The sequence below is a fragment of the Pseudoclavibacter sp. RFBB5 genome, assembly GCF_002931555.1.
In the GTDB taxonomy this organism is placed as follows: Bacteria; Actinomycetota; Actinomycetes; order Actinomycetales; family Microbacteriaceae; genus Pseudoclavibacter.
Genome location: NZ_PSTZ01000009.1, coordinates 33357 through 46673, shown reverse-complemented (window position 1 = coordinate 46673; position 13317 = coordinate 33357). Strand labels below are relative to the sequence as shown.

Genomic DNA, 13317 nt, shown 5'->3' with positions numbered 1-13317 from the left:
GGTGGCCGCACCTACAATCAACGAGTCATGACGCTACTGCCACCAGTCTTCGATCCCTCTGAAAACGACCTCCTTGACGGACTCAATCCGCAACAGAAGGAAGCCGTCACCTACCGCGGCCCCGCGCTGCTCATCGTGGCGGGTGCGGGCTCCGGCAAGACGCGGGTGCTCACCCACCGCATCGCCGGCCTCATCGCATCCCGTGAGGCGTGGCCGAGCCAGATCCTCGCGATCACCTTCACCAACAAGGCCGCCGCCGAGATGCGCGAGCGCATCCAGCACATCGTGGGCGGTGCTGCGGATGGCATGTGGATCTCGACGTTCCACTCGGCCTGCGTGCGCATCCTGCGCCGCGAGGCAGACAAGTTCGGCTTCACCACGAGCTTCACCATCTACGACTCCGCCGACTCGAAGGCGCTCATCAAGCGCATCGTGAAGTCGCTCGAGGCTGATGTGCTTGGCTTCACGGTCTCGAGCGTCCAGTCGCGCATCTCGAAGCTCAAGAACGAGCTCACCGACGTCGACGGGTTCGCCCGCCAGGCCAACATGAGCGACCCCCGCGACGCCATGTTCCTCGACATCTACCGGCAGTACACGCAGTCGCTGCGCCGCGCCAACGCCTTCGACTTCGACGACCTCATCTCGCAGACGGTGTGGATGCTGCGCGCCTTCCCCGACGTCGCGGCGCAGTACCAGCGTCGGTTCCGTCACGTGCTCGTCGACGAGTACCAGGACACGAACCACGCCCAGTACTCGCTCATCCGGGAGCTCACGAGGCCCGTCGAGCCGCAGCACGTGCCGCTCGACACCCGGATGGAGCTCGACGAGCGCGGCGGCATCCCCGGCGCATCGCTCACGGTCGTCGGCGACTCCGATCAGTCGATCTACGCCTTCCGCGGTGCCGACATCCGCAACATCAGCGAGTTCGAGCGCGACTTCTCGAACGCCAAGGTCGTGCTGCTCGAGCAGAACTACCGCTCGACGCAGAACATCCTCTCGGCAGCCAACGCCGTCATCCGCAACAACTTCGATCGCGTCGACAAGAAGCTCTGGTCCGACGGCGGCGAGGGCGCGAAGATCGTCGGCTTCACCGGGTTCTCGGCGCACGACGAGGCGCAGTTCGTAGCCGATGAGATCCACAAGCTCCGCGACGCCGGCCAGAGCTACAACGACATGGCCGTCTTCTATCGCACCAACGCGCAGACGCGTGCGCTGGAGGAGATCTTCATCCGCTCCGCCGTGCCGTACCGCCTCGTGGGCGGCACGAAGTTCTACGAGCGCGCCGAGATCAAGGACCTCATCGCGTACCTGACCGCCCTCGTCAACCCGGCGGACGAGCTGTCGACGCGACGCATCCTCAACTCCCCGAAGCGCTCGATCGGCCCAGCCACCGAGACGGCGATCTGGGACTTCGCGAACAGGTACGGCATCACCTTCCGCGACGCCATGCGGCGTGCCGGCGAGCTCGGGCTCGGTCCGAAGGTCACCGGTGCGATCGCGCAGCTCGCGAAGCTGCTCGACGACGCGACGGCCGGCCTCGACATCGACTCGCCGACGGGACGCAAGACCGTGAGCCAGACGCTCAAGACGATCGTCAAGGGCACCGGCTACCTCGAGAAGCTGCTCCAGACCGGCAACCCGCAGGACGAGGCGCGTGCCGAGAACGTCGAAGAGCTCATCTCGGTCGCAGCCGAGTTCGACAAGAACAACGCTGGCGGCTCGGTCATCGACTTCCTCACCGACGTCGCGCTCGTCGCAGCCGCAGACGACCTCATCGACGAGTCAGGCGCGGTTGTGCTGATGACGCTCCACACCGCGAAGGGGCTCGAGTACGACTCGGTCTTCATCACGGGTGTCGAGGAGGAGCTGCTGCCGCACCGCATCGCCGCCGACGAGCCGGGCGGCCCCGCGGAAGAGCGACGCCTGTTCTACGTCGGCATCACGCGCGCCCGCAAGCGCCTCCACCTCTCGCTGGCGATGATGCGCTCGCAGTTCGGCGAGACGGCCGCCTCGCTCCCGAGTCGCTACCTGCAGGAGATTCCCGAGGAGCTCATCGAGTGGCGGGTCTCGCCCGGTGCCGCAGGCGGCCGTGGCGGCTACGAGCAGCGATCGGTCACCTCAGCACGCAAGCCGCTCGGCAGCGAAGGCTACGGAACGGCGGGCGGCTACGGCAGGAGCTCCTCTGACGCGGGCAGCGCCGGCTTCTCCAGCGCGGTCCGCTTCCGAGACTCGGATGCGGGTCGCGAGACGGCCCCCAAGGCGAAACCGAAGCAGAAGTGGATCAACGAGGTCACGGGACAGATGCGCGACAACAGCGGCATGGAGCTCGTCGCCGGCGATCGCATCTCGCACGTCGACTTCGGCGAGGGCACGGTGCGCGCGATCCTCGGCAGCGAGGCGAAGCGGATCGCGGAGGTCGACTTCGACAGTGCCGGGCGCAAGAAGTTGCTCGTGAAGCTCGCGCCGATCGAGAAGCTGACCAACTGAGGCGCGCGCGGGCACTAGGCTGGACGACGGACGTGTTTAGCCGGGCGGCGGGCACACACTGCCTGCCGGCGATGCGGTCCGCTCTGCAAATTCTGAAGGCTCGAGCGCGAGAATCCGAAGGCTCGGGCGAACGAACGCGACGACGCGTCGCGGATGGGATGAAACGTGGATCTCTTTGAGTACCAGGCGCGAGATGTATTCGACGCCCACGGTGTTCCAGTTCTCCAGGGACTCGTGGCCTACACGCCCGAGGAGGCGAAGGCCGCAGCCGAGAAGATCGGCGGCGTGACCGTCGTCAAGGCGCAGGTCAAGGTCGGCGGTCGAGGCAAGGCCGGCGGCGTCAAGCTCGCGAAGACCCCAGATGAGGCGTTCACCGCTGCGGAGGCCATCCTCGGCCTCGACATCAAGGGCCACATCGTCGAGAAGGTCATGATCGCGCAGGGTGCGGACATCGACCAGGAGTTCTACTTCTCCGTGCTCCTCGACCGTGCCAACCGCTCCTACCTCGCCATGGCGAGCGTTGAAGGCGGCATGGAGATCGAGCAGCTCGCTGTCGAGAAGCCTGAGGCCCTCGCGCGCATCGCCGTCGACCCCATCCGCGGCATCGACGCAGCCAAGGCGGAAGAGATCGCGCGCGCCGCGAACTTCCCAGAAGAGCTCGTCGCGAAGGTCGCCGACGTCTTCGTCAAGCTCTACGAGGTGTACAACCAGGAAGACGCGACGCTCGTCGAGGTCAACCCGCTGGTGCTCACCAAGGGCGGCGACATCGTCGCACTCGACGGCAAGGTCACGATCGACGAGAACGCTGAGTTCCGTCACGCCGACCACGTCGCGCTCGCCGAGGCGGCAGGCGGACTCGACCCGCTCGAGGTCAAGGCCAAGGCGCACGACCTCAACTACGTGAAGCTCGACGGCTCCGTCGGCATCATCGGAAACGGCGCAGGCCTCGTCATGTCGACGCTCGATGTCGTCGCCGGCGCAGGCGAGAAGCACGGCGGACAGAAGCCCGCCAACTTCCTCGACATCGGAGGCGGAGCATCCGCTGAGGTCATGGCCGCCGGCCTCGACGTCATCCTCGGCGACGAGCAGGTCAAGTCGGTCTTCGTGAACGTCTTCGGCGGCATCACGTCGTGCGACGCCGTCGCGAACGGCATCGTGGGCGCCCTCAACACGCTCGGCGACGCAGCCACCAAGCAGATCGTCGTCCGCATCGACGGCAACAACGTCGAGGAGGGCCGTCGCATCCTCGCCGAGGCGAACCACCCCCTCGTGACCGTCGTCGCCACCATGGACGAGGCAGCCGACAAGGCCGCCGAACTCGCCGCCCGCGCCTGAGTCGCCAGAAGAAAAGCAGAGAAGGAACAACAATGTCGATCTTCCTCGACGAGAACTCCAAGATCATCGTTCAGGGCATCACCGGCTCGGAGGGCTCCAAGCACGCCACGCGCATGCTCGAAGCCGGCTCCAACATCGTCGGCGGCACCAACCCTCGCAAGGCCGGGCAGACGCTCGAGCTCGCGGGCAAGGAACTCCCCATCTTCGGCACCGTGAAGGAGGCCATCGAGGCCACCGGCGCGAACGTCACCGTCATCTTCGTGCCGCCGGCCTTCGCCAAGGACGCCATCATCGAAGCCATCGACGCGGAGATCCCGCTGGCCGTGGCCATCACCGAGGGCATCCCGGTCAAGGACTCCTCCGAGGCCTGGTCGCACGCGCAGAGCGTCGGCAAAACCCGCCTCATCGGCCCGAACTGCCCCGGCATCATCTCGCCGGAGAAGTCGCTCGCCGGCATCACGCCCGCGAACATCACCGGTGCTGGCCCCATCGGCCTCGTCTCGAAGTCGGGCACGCTCACGTACCAGATGATGTACGAGCTCCGCGACCTCGGCATCTCGACCGCCATCGGCATCGGTGGCGACCCCGTCATCGGCACGACGCACATCGACGCCCTCGAAGCGTTCGAGGCTGACCCCGACACGAAGGCGATCGTCATGATCGGCGAGATCGGCGGCGACGCCGAAGAGCGTGCGGCCGAGTACATCAAGGCACACGTGACCAAGCCCGTCGTCGGCTACGTCGCAGGCTTCACGGCCCCCGAGGGCAAGACCATGGGCCACGCCGGCGCCATCGTCACCGGCTCCGCGGGAACCGCTCAGGCGAAGAAGGAGGCCCTCGAGGCCGCTGGCGTTCGCGTGGGCACGACGCCCACCGAGACGGCCAACCTCCTCCGCGAGGTCTACGCAGCGCTCTAGCGAGCGGCCGGGCGCCGCGAGGCGCCTCGCAACCAGCGCAGAGCATCGGCTCTGCACACGATGAAGTGGGCTGCAGTCACGTGGAAACACGGGCTGCAGCCCATTCGTCTCAACGCGACTCGACGCCCCCGCGTCGCGTCGCGCGCTTGAACTTCCGCCGGATTCACGCCGACGGGTCAGGATTCGAGACAGGATGCACGTGTCACGACCAGAGTCGGCCCCCGCACGACCGCACGGTCACGCCGGCGCGCATCCGGGCGGGTATCCCGGGGCGCGCCCCGGCCCCCACCCAGGCGGGCGCCCCGCCCGAACTCCAGGAGGCCATCCTGGCGGCCGGCCAGGCGGACACCCTGGCGGACACCCTGGTGCCGCGTCCGTCCCGCTGGACCAGCGCATCGTCGCGGCGACCCCGCGGCCGCGCATCGCCGGGCCCCTTGCGCTCGGCTGGCTCCAGGCCCTCGCGCTGGCATGCGCGCTCCTGCTCGTCGGGCGCGTCCTCGACGGCGTCCTCGCGGGTGCGTCGCCGAGCGGGGGCGTCGTCGCGCTGCTCGTGGTCCTGGTCCTCGTCGCCGCGGCCACCGCAGCGGGCTCGACGATCCTCGTCCAGCGCAGCAAGAGCACGACCGAACGTGACCTCCGCCGCCTCCTCGTCGGCGAGCTCTTCACCGTCGGGCCCCTGGCTCTCGGGAGGGAGCGCACGGGAGCGCTCGTGAGCACCGCCACCGCATCCGTAGAACGAGCAGCCGCCTACCGGGCGGGCTTCCTCGGGCCGATCATCGCCTCGCTGACCACGCCCCTCCTGGTGCTGCTTGTCATCGCGGTTGCGATCGACCCGCTCACCGCCGGGCTGCTGCTGCTGCTCGTCCCGCTCATCCCACTCATCATCATCGGCGTGCAGCGGGCGTTCCGCTCCTCGACCGGCGCCTACCGGCGCAGCGCCGCGCAGCTCTCCGCCGCGTTCCTCAACGCCATCCAGGGACTCACGACGCTCACCCTCAACCGCGCGGCGACGCGCGTCGGGGACGAGCTCCGGGTCCGCGGCGAGCAGAACCGGCGCAACGTCATGCGCCTGCTCGCAGGCAACCAGGTGCTGATCCTGGCCGTCGACGCCGTCTTCTCGCTCGCAATGATCACGGGCGCCGCCGCGCTCGCGGTGTGGCGCCTCGGCGACGGCGCGATCACGCCGGGGCAGGCAGTCGCGATCGTGCTTCTGTCGACCTTGTTGACAGGGCCGGTCGACATCGTCGGACAGTTCTTCTACATCGGCATGACGGGCCGGAGCGCCGAGCGGGAGCTGAGCGCCGCGATCGCCATGCGGGCGGGCAGGCCTGCAGAACGACCAGCGACAGGTGAGCCCGCAGCCGCGGGCGGACCCGCCGCCCTGGAGCTTCGGGGCGTCACCGCGGGCTACGACCAGGCGCCAAACATCCTCACCGACTACTCGCTCCGCGTCGAGGCCGGTGAGCGGATCGTCATCACGGGGCCAAGCGGTTCGGGAAAGTCGACGCTGCTGACCCTGGCCCAGGGGCTGCTCGCCCCTCGCGAAGGGAAGGTTCTCGTCGGTGGAGCGCCCGCCGGAAGCGCAGACGCCCGCGCCGAGCTCGCCGTCGTCGAGCAGAGCACGTTCCTCTTCACCGGCACCGTCGCGGAGAACCTGCGGGTCGCGAAGCCGGACGCAAGCGACGACGAGCTGTGGGCCGCGCTCGAAGCGGCTGAGCTGCGCGGCGACCTCGAGCGTGCGCCAGACGGACTCGCGACGCAGGTCGGCGAGAGCGGACTCGCGCTCTCCGGCGGCCAAGCGCAGCGCGTCGCGATCGCGAGGGCATTCCTCCGTGACGCGAGCGTGCTGCTCCTCGACGAGCCGACAGCCCAGGTGGACCTGCGCTCAGAGCGGCTCATCACGCGCGCATTGAGCAACCTTGCCGAGGGGCGGACCGTGATCATGGTGTCTCACCGGCCGACGAGCATCCTTGCGGCGAACCGCGTCGTGCGTCTCGGATCCGTCGAACCCGACGCACACGCACCGGTCGATGCCCCACCCGCTGCATCCGCCGCGAGCGATGGTGCGGTGAGCCCGAACCCAGGGGGTTCCCCGAGCGTTGCCCGAACGGGGGAGCGCGCATGAACGCGGCGACGAACGTACAGCAGCCCCCAGCGGTTCCGCAGCAGTCCACCCCACAGCGACCGAACAGGGTGCAGCTGGTCGCATGGCTGCTGCGCCAGACAGCGCCGCTGCTGTGGCCGCTCGCCCTGGCGACCGTGCTGCGGGTCGTCGGTCAGCTGGCCGGCATCGCGATCCTCGTCGTCGCGGTGATCGGGGTCTCCGGCGGGCTCTCGCTCTCGGTCACCGTCGTGACGATGGTCGGCCTCGCGCTGGCAAAAGCCGTGCTGCGCTACCTCGAGCAGTTCAGCGGCCACTTCGTGGCGTTCGCCGCGCTCGCTCGACTGCGAGATCTCTTCTACGCCCGGCTCGCGCCTCAATCGCCCGCGGCCACGGAGGGAGCCGGCAGCGGGGAGCTCAGCGAGCGAGCCACGCGCGACATCGACCGCGTTGAAGTCTTCTTCGCCCACACCGCGCCGCCAGCCATCTCAGCAGTGCTCGTCCCGGGCATCGCCCTCACGTGGCTCGGCGTCACACAGGGGGTGGCGCTCGCGCTCGCGCTCGCCCCCTTCGTCGCGCTCGTCGTGCTCGTCGTCCCGGCGCTTGGTGGCCGCACGAGCTGGCGCGCCTCGCAGGAGGCCGGCGCCGCGAAGGGCGTCGTCGCCCAGCACGTGAGCGACTCCGTGCAGGGAGCTCGGGAGATTCTGGCCTTCGAGTATGCGGAAGCGCGCCTCGACGATCTGGATGCGCGGGGTGAGGCTGGTGCTCGCTCGTCGTCGCTCGCATCCCGCATCTCCGCCGCGCGCGGCGCGCTTGTCGTCGTCCTCCAGTGGGGGTCCGTGCTCACGGCCCTCCTCATCGGAAGCTCGGCAGTGGTGGCCGGTGACCGGACCTGGTCGCAGCTGCTCGTCGCCCTCGCCGTCGCCGTCGGCCTCTTCGTGCCGACCCGAGCCGTGGAGAGCTTCGTGACCGACCTCAACGCGTCGTTCGCAAGCGCCGCTCGCCTGTACGAGGTCATCGAACGGTCGCCGATCGTCACGGATGCACGCGCGCAGACGCGTGCAACTGGCCACGCCCATTCCGTTCGGGATGAGCACCGCGAGCATCCGGTGGCCCTCGCCTTCGATGGAGTCACCTTCGCGTATCCGGCGGGAGTCGGCTCCGATCCAGAAGTCCACGCCTCCGCCAACCGGGTCGTGCTCGACGACGTCACCTTCGACCTGCGCACCGGCGAGCACCTGACGGTCGTCGGCCCCTCCGGAAGCGGCAAGTCGACGATCGCCTCCCTCGCCCTGCGATTCTGGGACCCACTCGGAGGGGTGGTCTCGCTCCGTCGCGACGCCGACGCCGACGTCGCGCCAGAGCCGCTGCAGCACATCACGCTCGACGAACTGCGAACCCGTACGGCCCTCGTCCCGCAGCGTCCCTACCTGAGCGACGGCACGGTCGGCCAGAATGTGTCGCTCGCGAAGCCCGACGCGAGCGACGAGGAGATCCTCGCCGCGCTGCGCGTCGCAGCACTCGACGAGTGGGTGCTGCAGCAGCCGAAGGGTCTCGACACCCCGGTCAGGGAACGCGGCGGCGGGCTCTCCGGCGGACAACGCCAGCGCGTCGCGATCGCGCGAGCCGTGCTGGCCGACCCGCAGCTGTTGGTGCTCGATGAGGCGACCAGCGCGCTCGATGCGGCCACCGAGCAGACCGTCCGTGAGCGCCTCGCCGCGTGGGCCGCTGGACGCAGCATCCTCGAGATCAGCCACCGCATCGACACGCTCGGCGACACCGACCGGGTGCTCGTCCTCGACGCCGGGCGCATCGTCGAGGTCGGCTCGCCCGAGCGGTTGCGCCACGCGGGCGGCCCGTTCCAGCAGCTCCTCGAGCGCTGAGCCGCCGCGGCGGCATCGGCAGCTGCACCCCCCTCTGCACGCCACTTCGCCGCTCCGCACGCCGCGCGCGCCCACGGGTCGCCGCTTGTCAGCCGCCCGCAGGATCGCCGCCGCGGGCCTGGCCAACTTGCGTGATGGATGGCGCCGTTGGGGCGTCTTCGCTCGCCCGCGGGTTGAGCGATCCCGGAAGTTGGTCAGGCCAAGGCCGAGGCCGAGTCCGAGTCCGAGTCCGAGGCGGAGGCGGAGTCCGAGTCGGACTTGAGGGCCTCGCCGGCCTGCTCTCGCAGCTCGAGCTCGATGAAGGCACCGATCATGGCACGGTACGTGGCCTCGACGACGTCGGGTGACGCGTCGGCCGACTCGGCAAGCCCGCGCACCTTGGAGATGACCTGCTCCACACGCGCCGGAGCGCGAACGGCGCCCTGATCCTGCCCTCGTTTCGCGACGGCTGCACGCTCCACCCACCGCTGCCGCTGGCCGATGAGGGCGACGATCTGCGCGTCGAGGGAGTCGATCGCCGCGCGGATGCCGGTCATGTCGTGCGGGCCTGTTGATCCAGTCATTCCGGCAGGTTAGCGGCTATCGTCGGGGTGCTATGCCTCGCCCGATCACGTACCTGTACTCGGCCGTCGACGCGCTTGTCGCGGCCGCGGTCGGCCTCGGCGTCCCGCTGATCGCGGTCGTCGCGGTGCAGTTGGCGACGGCTGGCTTCGGCAGTGATTTCCTGGCTGGGTTCCAGTACGCGGCCGCCGTCTGGGCGCTCTCGCTCGGCGGCTTCGTGAACGCTGCGATCGACCCGAGCTCAGGCCTCCTGCCTGCTGGCAGCGAGGCGATTGCCTTCACGTTGCGGGTGATGCCGCTCGGCCTGACGCTCATCACCGTGTGGCTGGCTCGCGTGACGGGCGTGCGCATCCGTGCCGGTTCCGACATGGTCTGGCCGGGCCTGCTCTTCACGACCGCCGTCTTCTCAGCCTGCGCGGCCGGCGTCTCCATTGCGGCCACCGGTCGTGGCATCGACATCGGCGTCTGGCAGACCACGATCGTGGGCGCAGTCATCTTCCTCGGCTCCGCGTTCATCGGAGCCAGGGCCTGGCAGGTCGCCCCCATCGAAGCCGCCGTCTCGAGCCTTGAAACGCGCGGCCGCGCGCTCCTCACACAGGGTCTCCGGGCCGCCGGCATCATGATCACGGGCGTGCTTGGTGCTGGTGTGGTGCTCCTCGTCATCGCCGTGGTGGTGGGCCTCGCGAGCGTCCTAGCCCTGTTCCAATCGCTGCCGCTCGACGTGACCAGTGCGATCGTCGTGGGCCTGAGCCAGCTCGTGATCGCCGTCAACGGCGTCGTTTGGTCTGCGGCGTGGATGCTCGGCACCGGTTTCGCGCTCGGCACCGGCTCGAGTGTCACCCCGACCGAGACCCTGGTCGGCCCGATGCCGGTCGTGCCGCTCCTCGGTGCGATCTCCGCCTCGCCGCCGCTGCTCGCGATCTCCGTCATCGCGGTCCCCGTGCTCGTCGGCCTCGCGGCGATGGTCGGCGTACGGATGCACGCGCCAGCTGGTGCCGCGCGCGGGGTGTGGTCGCGCATCTCGGTCGCGCTTGTCGCCGCCGGTGTCGCCGCTGTCGCTATCGGGGTCCTGGCGCTCGCCGCGGGGGGCTCCGCCGGCCCTGGGCGGCTCGCCGACGTCGGGCCATTCCCGCTCCTCACTGGTGCGAGCGCCTTCGGGACGCTTGCGCTTGGCGCGCTGGTCGGCGCGCTCGTGCCGCTCTCCACCGAGGAGTTCGACGACGACGCGGATGAGTCCGACCGCCGCCGCGATGCGCGGGAGAACGACGAGCCGGTGGACGCGACGTCGACGGCGAAGGCAACAGCAAAGACGAAGGCAGGGTCAAGGACAGCGAGTTCTCGCGCCAGTGCGAACGCCGCGAAGCGAGATGCGCCTGCAGGCGCATCGACTGCGCCGGCTTCGTCCGGGAAGGGCGCGGGCGCCGCGGCCAAGTCGTCGGCCGCGAAGCGTCGCTCGTCAAGGGACAGCGCCGACGAGCGTCCGTGGGTGGCTGACGCCGTCTCGAAGCGCTTCGAGGACCCGGGCGAGTCCGAGAAGAAGCCGGGGACCGCGCTCGAGGTGCGGGCCGACGACCCGCCGGCGGAACGCCAGACGTCGGAGATCCGCCGCGCGAAGCGGCTCAAGGTCGAGAACCCGCGCTACGACGACGAGCCCGACATCTACGCCGATATCGACATCGACGACTGACGAGCCCCGACCTGCGACGACTCTCGGGATGACGGGAATGTCCACTCGACTAGACTGACCCGGTGCTCAAGGTCGTTGTCCTCATCTCCGGCGCTGGTTCGAACCTGCGTGCGCTGCTCGAGGCACTCCAGGCATCTGCCGCTTCCGCTTCGCCCATCGGGGCCGAGGTCGTCGCGATCGGCGCGGACACGCAGGCCGCTGGCCTCGCGCTCGCGGAGGAGTTCCGCATCCCGTCGTTCGTCGTGCGGCCGAAGGACTTCGCCGACAGGGCGGCCTGGGGTGAGGAACTGCTGGCGCAGATACAGCGATTCGAACCCGACCTGACGCTGCTCTCCGGGTTCATGCGCCTCGTGCCGCCTGCCGTGGTGGATGCGCTCGCCCCGCGCCTGCTGAACACCCACCCCGCGTACCTGCCCGAGTTCCCCGGTGCCCACGCCGTGCGCGATGCGCTCGAGGCCGGCGTCGCCGAGACGGGCGCCTCCATCATCGTCGTCGACAACGGTGTCGACACCGGACCGATCATCGATCGCGTCCGCATCCCCGTGCTCCCTGGTGACACCGAGGAGCTGCTTCACGACCGCATCAAGGTCGTGGAGCGCCGTCTGCTGGAAGACACCGTCAGAGGCGTCGCCTCCGGCGAAATCGCACTCGAGGAAAGAGCCACCGCATGAGCACCCCCGCCTCCCACGGACCTTCCCACGGGTCGTTGACGACCCTCGAGCGCATCGAGCCGAAGCGCGCGCTCGTCTCCGTGAGCGACAAGAGCGGCCTCACCGAGCTCGCGGCTGGCCTGAAGGCCGCCGGGGTCGAGATCGTCTCGACGGGGTCGACCGCGAAGACCATCCGTGAGGCCGGCTTCGACGTCACCGACGTGCAGCAGGTGACGGGGTTCCCCGAATCGCTGGACGGCCGCGTGAAGACCTTGCACCCCGGGGTGCACGCCGGCATCCTCGCCGACCGCCGCATCGACGACCACGTCCGCCAGCTCGAGGAGCTCGGCATCGCCCCGTTCGAGCTCATCGTCGTCAACCTGTACCCGTTCGTGGAGACGGTGGCGTCAGGGGCGGATGCGCCCGCGATCATCGAGCAGATCGACATCGGCGGGCCAGCGCTCGTGCGCGCGTCGGCGAAGAACTTCGCGAACGCCACGATCGTCACGTCTCCTGGGGACTACGCCAAGGTGCTCGAGGAGATCCAGGGCGGCGGCGTCACGCTGTCGACGCGTCGCGCGCTCGCGGCGGCCGCGTTCCAGCACACCTCGAGCTACGACCAGGCGGTCGGGGCATGGTTCGTCTCCCACATCGCAGAGGTCGGGGGAGCAGAGGCCGGAACCGGATCGACGCCGGCAGCCTCCTCCGACACGCTTCCGAACTCGTTCACGCTTCAGGGCACCCAGCTCGCGACGCTGCGGTACGGCGAGAACTCGCACCAGGTCGCCGCCGTCTACGGCCGCGCCGACGGTCGGGGAATCGCCCAGGCTGAGCAGCTCCACGGCAAAGAGATGTCGTACAACAACTTCGTCGACGCGGATGCGGCGCTTCGCGCGGCGTTCGATCACGCCGCGCCAGCCGTCGCCATCATCAAGCACGCCAACCCCTGCGGCATCGCCGTGGCACCGGAAGGGCTCGCACCCGCTGAGGCAATCGCCGAGGCACACCGTCGCGCCCACGCCTGCGACCCGGTCAGCGCGTATGGCGGCGTGGTCGCTGCGAACCGCGAGGTGTCGCTCGAGATGGCGCAGACGCTCTCCAAGATCTTCACCGAGGTCGTCATCGCTCCGAGCTTCGCGCCGGAGGCGCTCGAGGTGCTGAGCGCGAAGAAGAACATCCGTCTCCTGCAGCTCCCGGCGAACCCCGCCCTCGAGGAGCGCGAGGTGCGTCAGATCTCCGGCGGCTTCCTCGTGCAGAGCGCAGATCGCTTCGAGCCGAACGCGTCGCTCATCGAGGGATGGACGCTCGTGGCGGGTGCGCCTGCCGCAGGTCAGGCCGTCGAGGACCTCGAGTTCGCGTGGCGAGCATGCCGCGCCGTGAAGTCGAACGCGATCCTCCTTGCCTCAGACGGAGCCTCCGTGGGTGTCGGGATGGGCCAGGTCAACCGCGTCGACTCCTGCCACCTCGCCGTCTCGCGCGCGGGGGAGCGCGCCGCCGGATCCGTCGCGGCGTCCGACGCGTTCTTCCCCTTCGCGGACGGCCTCGAAGTGCTGCTTGAAGCTGGCGTGAGCGCCGTCGTCCAGCCGGGTGGGTCCATCCGCGACGAGGAGGTCATCGCCGCCGCAGAGAAAGCAGGCGTCACGATGTACTTCACGGGCGAGCGCCACTTCTTCCACTGACCCGCGCCGATCTGCGT

General features: G+C 69.4%; 9 protein-coding genes. 8 read left to right on the top strand and 1 reads right to left on the bottom strand.

The window, feature by feature from the left end; translation table 11 throughout:
* Positions 1-27 precede the first annotated feature (27 nt).
* The 5 genes from C5B97_RS14080 to C5B97_RS14060 all read left to right on the top strand — a co-directional run bounded on the left by C5B97_RS14080 (position 28) and on the right by C5B97_RS14060 (position 8723).
* Entirely contained in the window at positions 28-2487 is a 2460-nt protein-coding gene (locus C5B97_RS14080) for an ATP-dependent helicase (RefSeq protein ID WP_104312775.1), read from the top strand.
* 165 nt (positions 2488-2652) lie between these two features.
* On the top strand, positions 2653-3822 hold the full coding sequence (sucC, locus tag C5B97_RS14075) for an ADP-forming succinate--CoA ligase subunit beta (RefSeq protein WP_104312680.1): 1170 nt from the start codon (positions 2653-2655) through the stop codon (positions 3820-3822).
* Positions 3823-3854: 32 nt separating this feature from the next.
* Positions 3855-4739, top strand: a complete 885-nt coding sequence (gene sucD, locus C5B97_RS14070; protein WP_068479974.1) for a succinate--CoA ligase subunit alpha — start codon at positions 3855-3857, stop codon at positions 4737-4739.
* Positions 4740-4938: 199 nt separating this feature from the next.
* Positions 4939-6864 (top strand): ABC transporter ATP-binding protein, encoded by a 1926-nt coding sequence (locus C5B97_RS14065; protein ID WP_146080825.1) that lies wholly within the window; start codon positions 4939-4941, stop codon positions 6862-6864.
* Complete coding sequence (locus C5B97_RS14060; protein WP_104312678.1) at positions 6861-8723, top strand: ABC transporter ATP-binding protein; 1863 nt, start codon at positions 6861-6863, stop codon at positions 8721-8723. The genes C5B97_RS14065 and C5B97_RS14060 overlap by 4 nt, the downstream gene beginning before the upstream one ends.
* 194 nt (positions 8724-8917) lie before the next feature.
* Here C5B97_RS14060 and C5B97_RS14055 read toward each other — a convergent pair whose 3' ends face one another.
* Positions 8918-9286: a chorismate mutase gene (locus tag C5B97_RS14055; protein ID WP_104312677.1), complete on the bottom strand. Its 369-nt coding sequence runs from the start codon at positions 9284-9286 to the stop codon at positions 8918-8920.
* Between the two features lie 32 nt (positions 9287-9318).
* Between C5B97_RS14055 and C5B97_RS14050 the strand changes: the two genes are divergently transcribed.
* The 3 genes from C5B97_RS14050 to purH all read left to right on the top strand — a co-directional run bounded on the left by C5B97_RS14050 (position 9319) and on the right by purH (position 13300).
* Entirely contained in the window at positions 9319-10971 is a 1653-nt protein-coding gene (locus tag C5B97_RS14050) for a DUF6350 family protein (RefSeq protein ID WP_104312676.1), read from the top strand.
* A 62-nt stretch (positions 10972-11033) separates the two neighbouring features.
* A complete protein-coding gene (gene purN / locus C5B97_RS14045) occupies positions 11034-11642 on the top strand; it encodes a phosphoribosylglycinamide formyltransferase (RefSeq protein WP_104312675.1) in 609 nt (202 codons plus the stop codon).
* Positions 11639-13300, top strand: coding sequence for a bifunctional phosphoribosylaminoimidazolecarboxamide formyltransferase/IMP cyclohydrolase (gene purH / locus C5B97_RS14040; protein WP_104312674.1), 1662 nt, complete (start codon positions 11639-11641; stop codon positions 13298-13300). The genes purN and purH overlap by 4 nt, the downstream gene beginning before the upstream one ends.
* The last annotated feature ends 17 nt before the right edge of the window (positions 13301-13317 follow it).